Below are 15,804 nucleotides of genomic sequence, written 5' to 3'. Positions count from 1 at the left end.
ACGCATCGCATTGCCGTTGCGCGCGAAGATTGCGACGCCCCCCTGCCTCACCGTATTACTACGGCCAATCGCGGCTTCTGCAGCGTTTCAGCCCGCGCACGGGATTAACGCGCTGTTCAACGAGCCCTGATAGTTGTCACGGTGCTGACGGGTGCGGGTTCGAGACTCTTTCGCGTGCAACGCGCATTCACCTGTGTTTGGCGGCATATTGTTTGCGCGGAGTACGAACATGGCTTTTGATCTGTCGATGCCGATCCTGGTGGTCGATGACTACAGCACCATGATCCGCATCATCCGCAACCTTCTCAAGCAGCTCGGATTCGAGAATGTCGACGAGGCCAGCGATGGATCGGCGGCGCTCGCCAAGATGCAGACCAAGCGATACGGCCTCGTGATCTCCGACTGGAACATGGAGCCGATGACCGGCTACGACCTGCTCAGGGAAGTCCGCGCCAGCCCGGAGTTCTCCAAGACGCCCTTCATCATGATCACTGCTGAATCCAAGACCGAAAACGTGATCGCCGCGAAGAAGGCCGGCGTCAACAATTACATCGTCAAGCCGTTCAACGCCGCAACGCTGAAGACCAAGATGGAAGCGGTGTTTCCCGACGCAGCCGGCTGACATCATCCTGGAAAGCGCGCTGCGCACCGCGAGACGCGCAGTTGGCCGTACTTCTACGGTTTGAGATTTTCACCTCCGGATAACGTTGACTGAGGATAGTTGCGTGGACCAAGGGAGTGCCCTCATGTTCACGTTTGAAACGAGCGATCAGAAAGAAGTGCGGCGTTTCCGTATCGCCCAGTTCAATGGCAGGACTGCAACCGTGCGCTCGGCCGGATCGGCGGTCACTGGCCACGTTCGATCGATCGTGCAAAACAAGTCGAGCGTTCCGGCGGCGTGGACCATCACGATCATCCCGGAAGAGCCCAAGCCGACGCGCTCGTCGCGGCCCGCGGCGCGCAGTCGCTCCTTGATGGAGGACGTTTGCTGAACGGCAGAACGGCCCGATCGCGCAGAATCGCAAGCCCCCGATTCCGGCAGCGCAAAACCGCGCCGCTCAGCCGCGCATCGCAAGCATCGCTTCGGGATGGATCAGGCGGGCTGCAGCAGCGCCTTGCGAACCAGATCCGCGGTGTTGCGGGCGCCAAGCTTGCGCATGGCCTCGGCGCGATGGCTCTCGAATGTCCTTGGGCTGATATTCATCCGCAAGGCGCCTTGCTTGTTCGAGCAACCTTCGCTGATCAGGCTCAGCACCTCGCGCTCGCGCCTGGTCAGAGGCTTCTGGCCTGACCCCGGGGCCAACATCAGGCCCGGCCTGCGGGCGCCATCCACGGAGCGGCCGGCCTGGCCCTCGCCCGCCTGCTTGCGAACGGCGTCGGACACCGGATGATTGTCCGACATCTGCTTCACCAGCGCGCAGACGCGTTCGGTTTGCTGAAGCGCGTTCTCCACCACCTGTTGCAGGTAGAGCCGGTTGCCGGATCCTTGCGAAAGCTGGTGGCTGTGCTGCTTGATCTCATTCATGTAGAGCAGCAGCGCTGTCAGCGGTCCGTTCAACTGCCGGGCGATCGCCGCTCCCGCCTCTTCCGCGGCACGCGAGCGCGCAGCGGATAGCTGGACGATCTCAGGATTCTCTTCGAGAGGTGCGACGTTTTCCATCCACTTCGTGAAGTGCGAGATCAGCGGCGCGATGATCTTGTCCCGACATATAGCTAACTTATCGGTTCCACCCTCTTTCATGGTTAATTTCTTAACCGGTAAGAATACGGAGAAATCCGCCAGGGCGTCTCGCCGCTGGACTAAATCGGGCTAAAATTATCCGAAATCAGATGATTCCAGCCAAAACCCATGATCCGCGCACAAATGCCGTAGCGCACCGATCCCGTATTTTAACGGTGAGAGCATTTGCTTTGTTAATAGATCTCAACCGGTTCTCGATGACGTTCGGCTGAGAGATCGTTCGGCCGGAAAGTGAGGCCAAGACTACCGCGCCCAGTTCTATCGACCTGCGATTGCAAGGCGATCGGCACCGCAGCGCACGAGAAGGCACAGTAGGCTTGAGGTCAGCCGAGCCTGGAGATCTGCTCCTCGGTCACGACGCGCTCGACATTCTCGGATTTGCTCCTGATGCGATAGCGCGGGCGGCCGTCGGCTTCGATCGGCAGGCAGGAAACGATGGTGTAGACGCTTCGTTCCTTCGCCACGGCGCGGCCCTGCGGCCCCTGCTGCTGGTGATGGACGTCGTCGTTGATCGCGAAATTATGGGCCATCGTCGGTCTTTCCGCTGAAAAAGCGCTTGTAGTCTCAGCGGCCTGGCAACGCAACAACACATTGTCCGCCTGGTGTGCTTCGAATTTTGGGGGCATGCGTCAGGCCGTCAGGCCGTCAGGCCGTCAGGAGCGCCTTTCGCTTGCCGACACGCGCGATCGATCTCTCGATCGCCGAACCGGACAAGGTTCCCTCGCGCAGGCTGTCTGCGATGTATTCGGCAATCCGGGCCATCTGCTGTTCCTGATCGAACAAATTGTTGCCGATGCAGAGCATGTCCATGCCGGCATTGAGCGATTGCAGGCTGGCTTCCCGCGTGCCCAACGCCTTCTGCAATCCCTGCATCTGCATGTCGTCGGTGATCAGCAGCGTATCCGGAAGGCGCTTGCGCAAGCGGCCAAGCCCCGCCGCGGACAGCGTCATCGGGCAATGGTCGTCCCATTGTCTGACGATGGCGTGGCTGACCAGCACCGCATCGCCGAACATTGCTGGCGCAAGCGAATAGAATAGCTCTTCCTGCTCACCGCGAAGGGTTTTGGAGATATCCATGAAATCCTGATGCGAATCCACCACCGCGCCGCCGATGCCAGGAAAATGTTTCAGGCACAAGCCGATGCGCTGCGCCCGCGCCACCTCGTTTGCCAGCAACGCATTGGCTTCCACCTCGGCGATGTCGGCGGAGTAGGAACGCTCGATCCTACCGATATTGGGGTTGTCGGGATTGTAGTCGACGTCGATGACCGGCGCGAAATCGTAGCGGATGCCGAGCCGCCGCATCTCGGCAAAGCTCGCGGTGAGGATCGCGCGCTTTTGATCCGGTGTGAGGCGATTGAATTCCCTCGCACTGGGAAGCGGCGCAAACCCGCGGCTTTCCTTCAGCCGCCGCACCAATCCACCTTCCTGGTCGATGAACACCATCGGCCCCGACGGCAGCGCGGAAATCTCCGCGCAAAGGCGTTGCACCTGTTCAGGCGATTCAATGTTGTTGTCGTATTCTCGCGTCCGGCAGGAATAATCGAACAGGATCACCCCGCCGAGACCGTAGCGGGCGGCAAATTCCTTCAGCCAATTGGGAACGATCTTGCCGAAGAAGCCGAGAATGAAGAGTTCGCCGATGGGCATGCTGGCAGCTCCAGGAGCAATCCTGCCAATACTGCGTCCTGAAGTCGACCATCTTGGCCGCAGTTGCACCAAATGCATTCACGACAGACGCCACGCCAGTTCCAGTAGCAGCGCGCTGGATATGTGATGGGTCGCACATTTGTCAGCGCGCGAATGGGTTAGGCTTTTGTTCACGAGAGGTGCTGTGCCAGGCGCGGCTTGGACGCTTCTGCGGCGCAAGACACAAGCTGAAAGCGTGTACGCAATGTGGCGCATTCTGAATTTCCCATCGATCAATCCAGTCTCAACCCGCTCATGTCGGCCGGGCGTTCGTGACGCGATTTCGGGGCCCATGAAGCGAGCCGTCGTCGTTATGGCTTGCTGCCTCGCTGTGCTGACGAACCCCCACGCCGCTCTTGCCGACGCCGCGTCCGATCGGGACATGGCCACTCGCTACGAGCAGGCGGCGCAAGCGGGCGATGATGAGGCCCAGTTCTATCTCGGGGCGCTCTATTCGTCCGGCGTCGGTCGTCCGCGCAGCGACCAGGAGGCATTTCGCTGGTTCTTGCGCGCGGCCGATCAGGGGCATGCCCACGCCATGCTGATCGTTGCCGGCCTCTACGCGAGCGGGCGCGGCGTAGCGAAGGATAATGTGAAGGCCTATTCCTGGGCCCACATCGTCGCTTCCGCGAGCAAGCTCGACGAGGACCGCAACGGTGCGCGGCAACTGATGTCCCTTCTCATGAGGAAGATGACGAGCGACGAGATCGGCCGTGCCGTGGTGGCCGCAAGAGAATGGCGCGCCGTTCGGGTTGCCGGCGCGCCAAAGGACTCCGTCAAGGCTTCCGACAAGGCGTCGAAGATCGAAAGAGCACTAGACAGCCCAGACCAACCCGTGCCGACCCCACCTGCACCCGCCGTCGTGCAGCCAGCGCCCGCCGCCACGCCGCCGCCTGCTATCCCGCAGCCGGCGCCATCCAACACCACGGTATTGCAGGCGTCCCCCAAGGCCACGTCGGCAGCTCCAATGAAGAATGCAAGGAAAGAAGATGTTCGTGATCTGCTCGACCAGGTTCCATCGGGCCTGCGCAAGCGGTTTGGCTTCTGAGTCAGGGGACGCGCCATGAAACTGCAGCATCTGATCGCAACCGGAATTCTGGCCGTCGTCACGGCAGGGGCTGGCTATTTCGCCTATCCCCATTTGCTTCGTGCACCGTTGGTGACCACCAGCATTGCGGGCCTCGCACCGGTTTCCGAAGCGGTTTACGGAACCGGCACCGTCGAGCCCGAGCGCTGGGCCAAAGTCGTGCCGCTGCAGCGCCGCCGGCTGGTCGAGCTTTGCAGATGCGAGGGACAGGTGGTGAAGGCCGGCCAGGTCCTCGGCCGCCAGGACGACGCCGAGGAGCGCAGCGCGCTGGATCAGATGGAAATCAATCGCGGCCAGCTCGAACGCGATCTGGCGCGCGCCGAGAAGGATCGCGACAAGAGCGACGCCGCGCGCACCGACTACGAGCAGCGCTGGACCAAGCTCGAGGAAACAAAATCGCGGATTGCCGCGCAGAAGGTACGGCTCGACTCGCTGCTGCTGAGAGCTCCGCTCGACGGCATGGTGCTGCGGCGCGACGGCGAGGTCGGCGAGATCGCCGGCCCCACCGATGTCTTGTTCTGGGTTGGACCGCCTGCGCCGATGCAGGTCGTTGCCGAAATCAATGAGGAGGAAATCAACCGCATCGCGACCGGCCAGAAGGCTTTTCTGCGAAGCGAAGCTTTCCCTGGAAGGGCCCTGCGAGCCACGGTCTCCCAGATCACGCCGAAGGGCGACCCGACCCGCAAAACCTTCCGCGTCTATCTGCGGCTGCCGCAGGACACGCCGCTGCGAATTGGCATGTCGGCCGAGGTCAATATCATCTTCCGCGAGAAGCAGGCGGCCATTGTCGTGCCGGCGGAGGCGGTCGCAGCCGGTTCGGTTCAGATGGTCGATGACGGCCGGATCAAACGTGTGCCGGTGACGGTCGGCATCCGCGGCAACCGCAACATCGAGATCCTCGGCGACGTATCCAAGGGCACGCCCGTGCTTTCGCCCGCCCGCACCGATCTCGCCGACGGCGCCAGGATCCGCATCGACAGCAACTCGGCCAAAGTTGTGGAGCCGGCGCCCACGAGTGAACCGACCGATCAGCCAGCCGGGACACCCGAATCTGTCGCGGTAGCCTCGGCCACCACAGCTCCTTCGGATCCCGATGATGCCGTGATTTCGGCGGCCATGACCGCCCACATCGATTCCGTCGTCAACGACGCCCGTCGCAACCTCATCAGCAACAGCCGGTAAGCGCCGTGAAACTTCTGTTCAACATCGCATGGACCCATGTCAGCGCCCGGGTACGCCAGACTCTGGTGGGCATGGCCGGCGTCGCCATGGGCGTCGGCTTCACCATCATGATGGCCGGCCTGATGCAGGGCTCGCAGATCGATTTCCTGCGGCAGCTCGTCGACACCATGCCGCACATCACGGTCGATGATGAACGGCGCTCGGTGCCGACGCAACCCGCAGAGCAGGAATATGCAGCGGTCCAAATGGCCGACATCGCCAATGTCGGTAAGCGTCCCGGCATCAAATATCCGGAATCGGTGATGAGCTCGCTGCGCTCCTGGATACCCGGCGACGTGGCGCCCTCGGTGGGGACCAGTGCGATCATCGATCATGGCGGCGCCCGCATCGGCATCACCTTGACCGGCATCGACCCTCGCCGTGAGGTCCAGGTCTCGAAACTCGCAGCGCAAATGCGCGAGGGAAAGCTCGACGACCTTGCCCGCGCGCCGAACGGCATCATCGTCGGCGAGGCGCTCGCCGAAAAACTCGGCGTGAAAACCGGCAACACCGTCCTCCTGGTCGGCGGCCAGGGCACTCGGCTGAATTCGACGGTGGCCGGGCTGTTTCGCTCCGGCCTGAAGCGCGTCGATGAGAGCCAGATCTATTCGCTGGCCGGGACGGCGCAGCTCATGATGGGGCAAAGCGGGGTCGTCAACCAGTTGCGGCTGCGCTTGAACGATCCGATGTCGGCGCAAAAGGTTGCCGCCCAGGTCGAAGCGCAGACCGGTTACAAGTCGGTGTCCTGGCAGGAAGCCAACGCCGACCTGCTGTCGACCTTTACCGTGCGCGATTTCATCGTGCTCACGGTGATGGGCGCGATGCTGCTGACATCGTCCTTTGCCACCTACAACATCATCTCGACGATCACGCACGAGAAGCGTCAGGACATCGCGATCATGAAATCGCTGGGCATGCGCGAGTATGCGGTGCGGCGGATCTTCATCATCGAATCCATCATTATCGGCGTGGTCGGCATCCTGTTCGGGTGGATCCTCGGTTACCTGCTCTGCTACGGCTGGTCGAAGATCACGATCTTCAATCCGCTGACCGGCACGACCGTTCCGCTGCAGATCTATTACTCTGCGATGCACTATGTGGTTGCCGGCGGCATATCGCTGCTCTGCTGCGCAGGCGCGGCCTATTTCCCGGCACGCAAGGCAACGCGCGTGCATCCAGTCGACATCATCCGGGGGGCATCATGACCGAAGTCGCTTTGCAGGCAGTCGAGCTGGTTCGCCGCATCGAAGGCGTGGTTTCGCACACCCTCGTCAACGGCATTGATCTTGCGGTGAACAAAGGCGAGTTCGTTGCCATTACCGGGCCGTCGGGATCGGGCAAATCGTCGCTGCTCTATCTCCTGGGCCTGCTCGATGCTCCCAGCGAAGGCGAAATCATGGTCTGCGGCCAGCCGACCTCGAAACTATCGGAGACGGAGCGAGCCGACGTTCGCCTGACCAAATGCGGTTTTGTGTTCCAGTTTCATTTCCTGCTGCCGGAGTTCACCTCGCTCGACAATGTGCTGCTGCCGATGCGCGCAGCCGGCAGGATGACCGAAGGCGAGATGCGCGAGCGCGGCCTTGCGCTGCTGGGCTCGCTTGGGCTTGGCGAGCACGCCAACAAGCGTCCCAACCAGCTCTCCGGCGGCCAGCGCCAGCGCGTCGCGATCGCCCGCGCGCTTGCCAACCGCCCCGAGATCATCGTCGCCGACGAGCCGACAGGCGCCCTCGACACGGCATCGACGGAACAGGTGTTTTCGATCCTCCGCGACATCGCCGACCAGGGCCAGACCGTGGTTGTGGTAACCCACGATCCAGCGCTCGCCGCCCGCGCCGACCGCCGCATCCACATCGTCGACGGCAAGGTCGCGGAGATTACCGGGCGGGGTGGCGGCGAACTGGTTTGTGCGGTGGCAGGTTAATCAGAGCAGGACGGAGAGGGAGGGATTCTGGGGTCTCCGAGGAGCTCCATCACCCCTGATCCAATTCCCCGGTGAAGCGGTCTCGTCCCTTCCAATACGGACATCGGGGACAAGACTCGCCCATCGGGTAATCGATCCCTTCTTCGTGGGGACAGCCGAGGATCCCGTCTGCCATCGCTACCGACCGCACCGAATGCTGGCGCAGATACGCGGCGATCTCGACAAGAATAGTTTTGTCCGTCCGCACGTCGCCGGCTTCCGAAAACCACCGGTGCAGTTTGGGCTCGGCTCCTTCCTGCGGAATGACAGATACGGCAACTTTCGAAGCGCGCTGGTTGTCAGGACCGTAGAAGGCGATCGTGCCGACGGGATAGCCGCGCATGCCTTGCTTGGCTTTCTTTCGGAGCCATTTGTCCGGCTGCGGTCCAATTTTCATTGCCGCTCCGTGCATTCGGCTCGGACAATTTGCTTGGAAAGAACCAGCGTATTGGCGGAGAGGGAGGGATTCGAACCCCCGATAGGCTTGCACCTATGCCGCATTTCGAGTGCGGTGCATTCAACCACTCTGCCACCTCTCCAGGCGCCAAGGCGGGCCGGATTCGGCCCTGCGGTTGGGCCGTGTTCTAGGCGAGGAAGCCGGGGCAGACAAGGCGCGCGGCGGAGAAATTCGCCAATAGCGGCCCCGGGCGGCTGTTGGAAAAGAGGTGGGACCGCCAGACGCGACAAAAAACTGACGGTCCCGTGCCGCTGCTTTGAAATCCTGGCCGGGAAGTGCGGCTTCGCCGGTCAGCCGGAGCGACGAAATGACGGTAGCAACGGCCGCGGAAACGGCAACGTGAACCCGGTTTTAACCTAACCAGTCAACCTTACCGCCCGCGGGATGCGTTAATCCCGCCCCTTCTTCGCCTTCTTCTCGTCCTTGCCGTTGTCCTTCCGCCGGTTGGTGAAGCGCGCATTGCCGAGGCCGGTGCCGATGGTCAACACGCCCCAGTGCTCGACATCCTGCATGAAGGGAACTTCGGAAAGGCCCTGCACCACGCCGTCATTGTGCATCACCACGGCAGCGTCGTGATCGCCGATCTGCGGGATCGCCTCCACCAGGCTTGCCGGCAGGTTGAACGTGCTGCTTTCCCAATTGCCAGGCAGGTTCTGCGCACCCTTTTCGATCGAGCCATCCTCGTCGATCACACCGGGACAGGCGATGCCGATAAAGGGCGCAAGCTTGAGGCCGTCGGCCTCCGCGGCCGTGATCAGGTCCTTCAGCATCTTGACCAGCCGCTTCACCGCGACTTCGCGCGTCGGCTCGTCGTCAGCGTGCCGCCACACCTCGAGACATCCACACCTCTGCCTTGGAAAGATCGGGCGCCTTCTTCCAGCGGCTCTCCACGACACCGCAGCGGATGTTGGTGCCGCCGATATCGACGCCGAGGATGCTGTCATGGCCCTCGAAAATCCATGACGGCGCCAGATGCAACGTGCCGATCAGGCCGGCGTCATCGGGACGATAGCGGATCGGCACCAGATCGACCTCGAAATCCTCCGCCTTGAGGATGAGGTCGGTGCGGGCGATCGCGAGCTCGCCGACCCGGCTCTGCCTGAAGCCACCGCCCACCACGATGCGCTCGGTATCGGCCCACGCCTTGGTCTTGAGGAACCGCCGCGTCACATAGGCCAGTTCCTGGGCGAATTCCTCGATCGCGCTATGCACCAGCGCGGCGGCGCCGACATCGGCACCGACCAGCGCCTCGTCGAGATCGTCCTTGGGAATCTCGCCGGCGGACTTCTTGCCCAAGGGATCGTCGCCGTTCTTCCTGAGCGGCTTGCGCAAGCTGTCCAGGATCTTGCGGAAGGCCCCCTTGCTGGCGCGGTCGCCGAGAAAGCCCTCATCGTCCTTCAGTTCGACGTTGAAGCTATCGACCTCGACCGACGGCAGGCGGGTGGCCCCGTGGCGGGCAATCCCCGTGGTCGTTATGGTGTCTTCTGCCATGCCAAGCCCCTGCCGGTTCTTCGCTGGCGACAACGGGCGGGGAACCCATTGGTTTCAACAGGAGGTCCGCGTCAGCCCCCGGCGGCAGGCCGGTCCGGCGAGGAATGCGCCAAATCCCTCATTTTTGGCCGGTTTTCAGACCCTTTTGCCTTGACTCACGGCATTCTGCGGCTATAAGTCCCCGCATCCGGCGCGGGATTTCTCGCGCCGCTTGTTTTTGCGTGAAATCTTTAGGGGTTTGCTCCCCGGCTGCGCAAAAATCGTACCCATAACGACTGACCAAAAAGCCGACCCGGACAGCCCTTTCGGGAATACGTCCGAGGCCGGGATCGAACACGAAGGAAAAAAACGATGTTCGCAGTCATCAAAACCGGCGGCCGGCAGTACCGCGTCGTTCCGGATGATGTGCTCGAGATAGGCAAGATCGCCGGCGAAGTCGGCACGATCGTGCAGCTTGGTGAAGTTCTGGTGGTCGGCGGTGACACGCCGGTGCTGGGCGCGCCGACGGTGGCAGGCGCTTCCGTTGCGGCCGAAGTGCTGGACCACAAGCGCGGCCCCAAGGTGATCGCGTTCAAGAAGCGTCGCCGCAAGAATTCGCGCCGCAAGCGCGGCTATCGCGACGAGATCACGGTGCTTCGCGTCACCGAGATCCTGACCGACAACGCCAAGCCTTCGATCGGCCCACGGCCGAAGAGGGAAAAGGTCGCCGCGCCGGCTGCCAAGGACGACTAGGCGCCGAAGGCCGCCAAGAAGTAGTGGCCAAGAAAGCCGCCGCGAACGGCGAGAGCGACCGGAAGTAATGCGCCTCGACGAAAGTTGAGGCGTGAGAAAAAGTGAAATGATTCCGTCAAGGAATTGATCTAGAAATATTCGAGAGATCGGAGACGGGCCATGGCTCACAAAAAAGCAGGCGGTTCATCGCGAAACGGACGCGATTCAGCGGGCAAGCGCCTTGGCATCAAGGCGTATGGCGGCGAACACGTGATTCCCGGCAACATTATCGCGCGTCAACGCGGCACCACCTGGCATCCCGGCCTTAATGTCGGCATGGGCACCGACCATACTCTCTTTGCCAAAGTCGAAGGTCATGTCGAATTCCGTGCAAAAGCCAATGGCCGCACCTTCGTATCGGTAGTTCCGATGACGGAGGCGGCCGAATAGACGGTAGACAAATTCGAGTCTGCCGGATCCTGTTGAACCGGCGGAGTCGAAATGGGCTCCAGGGGAGGCGGGAAACCGGCCTCCCTTTTTAATTTGCGCATATTCGCAATCAGGAGCCCGACATGTTGCAGGACATCCCGATCCAGACCCCAACGCTGCGTCAGACGAGTAGCTGCGTCCTCGAGACCGAACGGCTGACACTGCGCCGGCCGACGCTCGCGGACGTAAAAGCGATTGCGCGTCTCGCCAATGATCGCCGCATTGCGGAAAACACCCGCCGCCTGCCGCATCCCTACCTGCAGGACCACGCGGTCGAGTTCGTGCGGGCGAATGCCACCGATAACAGCGAGACGGTGTTTCTGATCGAACATAACTATTCGCCGATCGGCATGGTCGGCATCGACCGCGCTGACCCGGATGCACCGGAGCTCGGCTACTGGCTCGGCGTCGCGCATTGGGGCCAGGGTTTCGGCACCGAAGCCGCACGCGCCGTGATCGATTTTTTCTTCGAGGAGTTCGATGCCGAACATCTGATTTCGGGCGCCCGCGTCACCAACCCGCCGTCGCGAAACATCCTGGAGAAATGCGGCTTCCAGTGGAGCGGCGTCGAGTTGCACCGCTTCGAAGCGCTGGGATGCTCGACCCCGGTCGACCGCTTCCGCCTGACACGCAGCGTGTGGGCATCGCTGAAGAACTGGGGATCGTCGACGAGGAGGGAGCGGTAAATCTCTTTACCCTCCCCTGGAGGGGGAGGGTCGGCTCACATGAAGCGCAGCGGAATGTGAGACGGGGTGGGGTGATCTCTCCACTCGGGTACTGATCGTGAGGTGAGACCGCCACCCCACCCCGCCGCTCATTTCATGAGCGTCGACCCTCCCCCTCCAGGGCAGGGGAATCGCATGTTCAATTCCGTAAGTTATTGCGAAGCGGTGAGAAATTGATTCTGAAGGTAGCTCCTGATTCGGATGGAGCGGCCGATGAATCGATTTGCGGAGTGCTTCGAGGAACTGCCGGACCCGCGCGCGGACAATGCGCTGCACGATCTGACGGAGATTTTGTTCATCGCCTTGATGGCGACGCTGTGCGGGGCAACGAGTTGCACCGACATGGCGCTGTTTGCGCGAATGAAGGCCTATCTTTGGGAGGGCGTGCTGGTGCTCGAGCATGGTCTGCCGAGCCACGACACGTTCAGCCGCGTGTTCCGCATGCTCGATCCGAAAGCGTTCGAGAAAGCCTTCCAGCGCTTCATGAAAGCCTTTGCCGAAGGCGCGAAGATCGAACGGCCAAAAGGCGTGATCGCGCTCGACGGCAAAGCGCTGCGGCGCGGCTACGAGCGCGGCAGGAGCCACATGCCGCCGGTCATGGTGACCGCTTGGGCGGCGCAGACCCGCATGGCGCTGGCCAACGTGCAGGCGCCGAACAACAACGAAGCTGCTGGCGCGTTGCAGTTGATCGAACTTCTGCAGCTCAAAGGCTGCGTGGTGACGGCCGATGCGCTGCACTGCCATCGCGGCATGGCCAAGGAGATCGTGGCGCGGGGCGGCGATTACGTGCTGGCGGTGAAGGAGAACCAGCCAGCGCTGTTGGCCGACGCCAGGGCGGCGATTGCCGCAGCGGTGCGCAAGGGCAAGAAGCCGGTTTCCACCACCGAGGCAGATCATGGCCGAAAGGAAAAGCGCAGCGTGCTTGTCGTGCCCGTCAAGGATATGGAGCGGAAGCACAACTTTCCGGGCCTCAAAGCCGTCGCGCGGATCAGCAGCAAGCGCGGCAAGGACAAAACCGTCGAGCGCTACTTCCTGATGAGCCAAAACTACAGCCGCACGCAGGTTCTGCGCATCGTTCGCACCCATTGGACCATCGAAAACGGCCTGCACTGGCCGCTCGATGTCATCCTCGACGAGGATCTGGCCCGCAATCGCAAGGACAACGGCCCGGCCAACCTTGCCGTACTCAGGCGCCTTGCCCTCAATGTTGCCAGAGCCCATCCCGACACAACCACCTCCTTGCGCCTCAAGCTCAAGCGCGCTGGCTGGAACGATGCCTTCCTCTTCGAACTCATTGCTCACATGCGATAGCCCTGCCCTCCAGGGGAGGGTGGCAAAGGCTCACGCCGGCGGATTGACCACCGCTTCTTCACGCCCGAGCTTCTGTTCTCGCAGGAAGATATAAATGCCCGCGCCGATGATGATGGCTGCACCGATGATGGTCGAGATCGACGGCACGTCACCCCACACGACGAAGCCGAAGATTACCGCCCACACGATCATCGAATATTGATACGGCACCACGACGCTGGCCGGCGCAAGTTTCAGCGACCGGTTGATGCACAAGAGTGCAACGACGGAAACCACGCCCGCCGCGGCAAACAGGCCGAGGCTGCCGGCGCTCGGCGTCACCCAGCCGATCGGCGACATCAGCGCGCCGAGCAGAAATGTGCCGCCGAACTGCGTGGTCGTCAGCACGATATCCGGCGTGTCCCGCAGCGACCGTGTGATCAACATCAGCAACGCAAACGACAGGCTGCCGCCGAGCGCGATCATCGCCGGCCAGCTTACCGTTTGCGTGGACGGGCGCAGCGCAATCAGGACGCCGCAGAATCCGACCAGGATCGCGGTCCAGCGCCGCCAGCCGACCCGCTCGCCGAGCACGATGCCGGAGAGCGCGGTGACGAAAATCGGCGAGGCCAGATAATAGGTGATGACGTCGGCGAGCGGCAGATAGACGGTGGCGAGAAAGAACGCAGCGACTTCGAGCGTCGAGAGCGTCACGCGCAATAGCTGCAGCCACGGCCGCTCGAGGCGCGAGAACTCGGCGCGCTGTCTCCAGATCACCGGCAACAGCACCAGGAGCGCCGCGCAGGCGCGCAGCCACAGCAATTGCCCGACCGAATAGGTCGCGACCATGAATTTCCCAAGCGCATCACCGAACGAGAACATGAAGATTGACAGCAGCATCAATCCGATGCCGGCCAGGCGTGCGGAGCGCTCGTCATAGGTCGAGATTTTGCCGAACAGGCTCATGACGTTTCCTGCTTGTTGCTCTTCGTCATGGCCAGCGCGTCCGGCCATCCACTTTTTTGTGCTAGCCACGTTGTCGAGACGCGGATGCCCGGGGACATTTAGCGCGAAGACGCGCTTCGCGCTATTGCCCGGGTATGACCAATTGAGATGGATCGATTGCCGCAGCCACAGCGCTGCGATACCGGTATCGCTCCAAAACGGCAGGAAATCCGAGATGACCGAGTTCGACCCCGCCCAGCATCGCATGGTGAGCGAACAGCGCTGGTTCGAGGATTTTGTGCTCGGCGAACGCTTCGTCATTCCGAGCCGGACCCAGACCTCGGCGGTGTTCGCCGCGTTCCAGACCGCGAGCGGCGATACCCATCCGATCCATTATGATGTCGAATATTGCCGCGCCCGCGGCATGCCAGACCTGCTCGCGCATGGCTTCCAAACCCTAGTCCACACCGCGCCGGGTGCAGGCCTGTTTCCCTATCTCGTCGAGGAATCGCTGGTCGGCTTCCTCGAGCAATCGAGCAAGTTCCTGAAACCGGTCTATGCCGGCGACACGCTCTATCCCGCGCTGGAAGTGACCGAGCTCACGCCCGGCCGTACCACCGGCGTCGTGACGCTGCGCTCGACCGTGTTCAACCAGCGCAAGGAGCTCGCGCTGGACGGAACGCAGAAATTTTTGATTCGCCGGCGGCCGGCCTGAGCCCGAAAAGGCCCCAAAATTAAGGCTTCTCGCCAATGTCGCGGGCCTTGAGGGTTGCCGCACGGGCCCCCCTGTCCTAACTACAGACTGGTTCTGATTAAATCAGAACCAGTCTGTAGAATCTTTGTTTTGACGCGTTTTCTTGACGCGAACCGGTGTCCACTTCGCTCGAAAACGCTATAGTACAAATCATGAAATTCCTTGACGAGGCAAAGGTCTATATCCGCTCCGGCGACGGCGGCAACGGCTGCGTGGCGTTCCGCCGCGAGAAGTTCATCGAGTTCGGCGGACCCTCCGGCGGCAATGGCGGTCGCGGCGGCGACGTCATCGTCGAGGTCGTCGATGGGCTGAACACGCTGATCGATTATCGCTACCAGCAGCACTTCAAGGCGCAAAAGGGCACCAATGGCATGGGCAAGGACCGCCATGGCGCCAACGGTAAACCGATCGTTCTCAAGGTGCCGGTCGGCACGCAGATATTCGACGAGGACCGCGAGACGCTGATCCACGACTTCACCGAACTCGGCGAAAAATTCGTGCTCGCCGAAGGCGGCAATGGCGGCTTTGGCAACGCGCATTTCAAATCCTCCACCAACCGCGCGCCACGCAATGCCAATCCCGGGCAGGAAGGCGAGGAGCGCTGGATCTGGCTGCGGCTGAAGCTGATCGCGGACGCCGGCCTCGTCGGCCTGCCCAATGCCGGCAAGTCGACCTTTCTTTCCGTCGTCAGCGCGGCCAAGCCGAAGATCGCCGACTATCCCTTCACCACGCTGCATCCGCAGCTCGGCGTCGTGAACGCGCAAGGCCGCGAATTCGTGCTCGCCGACATTCCCGGCCTGATCGAAGGCGCGCATGAAGGCGCCGGCCTCGGCGATCGGTTTTTGGGCCATGTCGAGCGCTGCCGCGTGCTGCTGCATTTGATCGATGCAACCTGCGAACACGCCGGAAAGGCGTACAAGACGGTGCGGACCGAGCTCGAAGCCTATGAGGGGCATCTCGCCGAGAAGATCGAGATCGTCGCGCTCAACAAAATCGATGCGGTCGCGCCGGACGAATTGAAGAAGCAGAAAGACCGGCTGAAACGCGCGGCGAAGAAGACGCCGTTGTTGCTCTCCGCCGCCACCGGCGAAGGCGTGCCGGAAGCGCTGAAAGCGCTGGTCGAAGTCATCGGTGAGGCCCCGGTTTCCCTGAAGGCCAAGGGCGGTCAGGACCCGTGGGCGCCGGTCCCGCCGCCGCAGGGCTGATACAAAGTTAGCCTTCCCGCGGCCGCGCCACTTCCAAAT

At 62.1% G+C, this 15,804-nt stretch carries 17 protein-coding genes, 1 tRNA gene and 1 pseudogene; 12 read left to right on the top strand and 7 right to left on the bottom strand.

The annotated features are described in order from the left end of the window. Positions 1-229: 229 nt before the first annotated feature. Together ACFXS9_RS35515 and ACFXS9_RS35510 are read left to right on the top strand one after the other, a co-directional pair. The gene (locus tag ACFXS9_RS35515; RefSeq protein WP_028348548.1) at positions 230-622 is read left to right on the top strand and encodes a response regulator; all 393 of its coding nucleotides are present in this window, start codon (positions 230-232) and stop codon (positions 620-622) included. Between the two features lie 124 nt (positions 623-746). Further along, positions 747-992 carry a hypothetical protein gene (locus ACFXS9_RS35510; protein WP_392697445.1) on the top strand — a complete coding sequence of 82 codons (246 nt, stop codon included), beginning with the start codon at positions 747-749 and terminating at the stop codon, positions 990-992. A 101-nt stretch (positions 993-1,093) separates the two neighbouring features. On the opposite strand, the gene ACFXS9_RS35505 is transcribed toward ACFXS9_RS35510, so the two are convergent. The 3 genes from ACFXS9_RS35505 to ACFXS9_RS35495 form a co-directional block, all read right to left on the bottom strand. Then, the gene (locus tag ACFXS9_RS35505; protein ID WP_392700180.1) at positions 1,094-1,660 is read right to left on the bottom strand and encodes a response regulator transcription factor; all 567 of its coding nucleotides are present in this window, start codon (positions 1,658-1,660) and stop codon (positions 1,094-1,096) included. Between the two features lie 404 nt (positions 1,661-2,064). Then, on the bottom strand, positions 2,065-2,271 hold the full coding sequence (locus tag ACFXS9_RS35500) for a hypothetical protein (RefSeq protein WP_028348539.1): 207 nt from the start codon (positions 2,269-2,271) through the stop codon (positions 2,065-2,067). A 115-nt stretch (positions 2,272-2,386) separates the two neighbouring features. Next, entirely contained in the window at positions 2,387-3,391 is a 1,005-nt protein-coding gene (locus ACFXS9_RS35495) for a glycoside hydrolase family 3 N-terminal domain-containing protein (protein WP_392697442.1), read from the bottom strand. 421 nt (positions 3,392-3,812) lie between these two features. Here ACFXS9_RS35495 and ACFXS9_RS35490 point away from each other — a divergent pair, with 421 nt between their 5' ends. Genes ACFXS9_RS35490 through ACFXS9_RS35475 form a run of 4 tightly spaced genes read left to right on the top strand, consistent with a single transcriptional unit; the run spans position 3,813 to position 7,659 of the window. Further along, on the top strand, positions 3,813-4,478 hold the full coding sequence (locus ACFXS9_RS35490; protein WP_392697439.1) for a tetratricopeptide repeat protein: 666 nt from the start codon (positions 3,813-3,815) through the stop codon (positions 4,476-4,478). 15 nt (positions 4,479-4,493) lie between these two features. Continuing rightward, positions 4,494-5,699, top strand: a complete 1,206-nt coding sequence (locus ACFXS9_RS35485; protein ID WP_392697436.1) for an efflux RND transporter periplasmic adaptor subunit — start codon at positions 4,494-4,496, stop codon at positions 5,697-5,699. A 5-nt stretch (positions 5,700-5,704) separates the two neighbouring features. Then, positions 5,705-6,943 (top strand): ABC transporter permease, encoded by a 1,239-nt coding sequence (locus ACFXS9_RS35480; RefSeq protein ID WP_392697433.1) that lies wholly within the window; start codon positions 5,705-5,707, stop codon positions 6,941-6,943. Continuing rightward, positions 6,940-7,659, top strand: coding sequence for an ABC transporter ATP-binding protein (locus tag ACFXS9_RS35475; RefSeq protein WP_392697430.1), 720 nt, complete (start codon positions 6,940-6,942; stop codon positions 7,657-7,659). The genes ACFXS9_RS35480 and ACFXS9_RS35475 overlap by 4 nt, the downstream gene beginning before the upstream one ends. 49 nt (positions 7,660-7,708) lie before the next feature. Here the strand turns inward: ACFXS9_RS35475 and ACFXS9_RS35470 are convergent, their stop codons facing one another. The 3 genes and pseudogenes from ACFXS9_RS35470 to ACFXS9_RS35460 all read right to left on the bottom strand — a co-directional run bounded on the left by ACFXS9_RS35470 (position 7,709) and on the right by ACFXS9_RS35460 (position 9,646). Next, the gene (locus ACFXS9_RS35470) at positions 7,709-8,041 is read right to left on the bottom strand and encodes a hypothetical protein (RefSeq protein ID WP_392697427.1); all 333 of its coding nucleotides are present in this window, start codon (positions 8,039-8,041) and stop codon (positions 7,709-7,711) included. A gap of 106 nt (positions 8,042-8,147) precedes the next feature. After that, positions 8,148-8,237 (bottom strand) — tRNA-Ser (locus ACFXS9_RS35465). Positions 8,238-8,544: 307 nt separating this feature from the next. After that, positions 8,545-9,646, bottom strand: a pseudogene (locus tag ACFXS9_RS35460) (ROK family protein). Positions 9,647-9,997: 351 nt separating this feature from the next. Here ACFXS9_RS35460 and rplU point away from each other — a divergent pair. The 4 genes from rplU (at position 9,998) to ACFXS9_RS35440 (ending at position 12,882) form a co-directional block, all read left to right on the top strand. Next, positions 9,998-10,378, top strand: coding sequence for a 50S ribosomal protein L21 (gene rplU / locus ACFXS9_RS35455; protein ID WP_028348533.1), 381 nt, complete (start codon positions 9,998-10,000; stop codon positions 10,376-10,378). Between the two features lie 159 nt (positions 10,379-10,537). Continuing rightward, on the top strand, positions 10,538-10,807 hold the full coding sequence (gene rpmA / locus ACFXS9_RS35450) for a 50S ribosomal protein L27 (protein WP_028348532.1): 270 nt from the start codon (positions 10,538-10,540) through the stop codon (positions 10,805-10,807). Positions 10,808-10,929: 122 nt separating this feature from the next. Next, positions 10,930-11,532 (top strand): GNAT family N-acetyltransferase, encoded by a 603-nt coding sequence (locus ACFXS9_RS35445; RefSeq protein ID WP_392697422.1) that lies wholly within the window; start codon positions 10,930-10,932, stop codon positions 11,530-11,532. A gap of 252 nt (positions 11,533-11,784) precedes the next feature. Continuing rightward, a complete protein-coding gene (locus ACFXS9_RS35440; RefSeq protein WP_392692877.1) occupies positions 11,785-12,882 on the top strand; it encodes an ISAs1 family transposase in 1,098 nt (365 codons plus the stop codon). A gap of 30 nt (positions 12,883-12,912) precedes the next feature. Here the strand turns inward: ACFXS9_RS35440 and ACFXS9_RS35435 are convergent, their stop codons facing one another. After that, positions 12,913-13,827: a DMT family transporter gene (locus ACFXS9_RS35435; RefSeq protein WP_392697419.1), complete on the bottom strand. Its 915-nt coding sequence runs from the start codon at positions 13,825-13,827 to the stop codon at positions 12,913-12,915. A 214-nt stretch (positions 13,828-14,041) separates the two neighbouring features. On the opposite strand from ACFXS9_RS35435, the gene ACFXS9_RS35430 reads away from it, so the two are divergent. Further along, a complete protein-coding gene (locus ACFXS9_RS35430; RefSeq protein ID WP_392697416.1) occupies positions 14,042-14,521 on the top strand; it encodes a MaoC family dehydratase in 480 nt (159 codons plus the stop codon). 191 nt (positions 14,522-14,712) lie between these two features. Next, positions 14,713-15,765 carry a GTPase ObgE gene (obgE, locus tag ACFXS9_RS35425; RefSeq protein WP_065744722.1) on the top strand — a complete coding sequence of 351 codons (1,053 nt, stop codon included), beginning with the start codon at positions 14,713-14,715 and terminating at the stop codon, positions 15,763-15,765. Positions 15,766-15,804: the final 39 nt, after the last annotated feature.

Origin of the sequence: Bradyrhizobium sp. RDI18, from assembly GCF_043203335.1 — a bacterium.
In the GTDB taxonomy this organism is placed as follows: domain Bacteria; phylum Pseudomonadota; class Alphaproteobacteria; order Rhizobiales; family Xanthobacteraceae; genus Bradyrhizobium; species Bradyrhizobium retamae.
This window is presented reverse-complemented; position numbering and strand designations above follow the sequence as displayed.

Excerpts from the sequence above, each read along its gene's own strand:
- ACFXS9_RS35485 (WP_392697436.1), top strand. The coding sequence starts at position 4,494 with ATGAAACTGCAGCATCTGATCGCAACCGGAATTCTGGCCGTCGTCACG.
- ACFXS9_RS35510 (WP_392697445.1), top strand. The coding sequence starts at position 747 with ATGTTCACGTTTGAAACGAGCGATCAGAAAGAAGTGCGGCGTTTCCGT.
- ACFXS9_RS35430 (WP_392697416.1), top strand. The coding sequence starts at position 14,042 with ATGACCGAGTTCGACCCCGCCCAGCATCGCATGGTGAGCGAACAGCGC.
- ACFXS9_RS35490 (WP_392697439.1), top strand. The coding sequence starts at position 3,813 with ATGGCCACTCGCTACGAGCAGGCGGCGCAAGCGGGCGATGATGAGGCC.
- ACFXS9_RS35435 (WP_392697419.1), bottom strand. The coding sequence starts at position 13,827 with ATGAGCCTGTTCGGCAAAATCTCGACCTATGACGAGCGCTCCGCACGC.
- ACFXS9_RS35515 (WP_028348548.1), top strand. The coding sequence starts at position 230 with ATGGCTTTTGATCTGTCGATGCCGATCCTGGTGGTCGATGACTACAGC.
- rpmA (WP_028348532.1), top strand. The coding sequence starts at position 10,538 with ATGGCTCACAAAAAAGCAGGCGGTTCATCGCGAAACGGACGCGATTCA.
- ACFXS9_RS35500 (WP_028348539.1), bottom strand. The coding sequence starts at position 2,271 with ATGGCCCATAATTTCGCGATCAACGACGACGTCCATCACCAGCAGCAG.
- ACFXS9_RS35470 (WP_392697427.1), bottom strand. The coding sequence starts at position 8,041 with ATGCGCGGCTATCCCGTCGGCACGATCGCCTTCTACGGTCCTGACAAC.
- ACFXS9_RS35440 (WP_392692877.1), top strand. The coding sequence starts at position 11,785 with ATGAATCGATTTGCGGAGTGCTTCGAGGAACTGCCGGACCCGCGCGCG.
- ACFXS9_RS35475 (WP_392697430.1), top strand. The coding sequence starts at position 6,940 with ATGACCGAAGTCGCTTTGCAGGCAGTCGAGCTGGTTCGCCGCATCGAA.
- ACFXS9_RS35495 (WP_392697442.1), bottom strand. The coding sequence starts at position 3,391 with ATGCCCATCGGCGAACTCTTCATTCTCGGCTTCTTCGGCAAGATCGTT.
- rplU (WP_028348533.1), top strand. The coding sequence starts at position 9,998 with ATGTTCGCAGTCATCAAAACCGGCGGCCGGCAGTACCGCGTCGTTCCG.
- obgE (WP_065744722.1), top strand. The coding sequence starts at position 14,713 with ATGAAATTCCTTGACGAGGCAAAGGTCTATATCCGCTCCGGCGACGGC.
- ACFXS9_RS35505 (WP_392700180.1), bottom strand. The coding sequence starts at position 1,660 with ATGGAAAACGTCGCACCTCTCGAAGAGAATCCTGAGATCGTCCAGCTA.
- ACFXS9_RS35445 (WP_392697422.1), top strand. The coding sequence starts at position 10,930 with ATGTTGCAGGACATCCCGATCCAGACCCCAACGCTGCGTCAGACGAGT.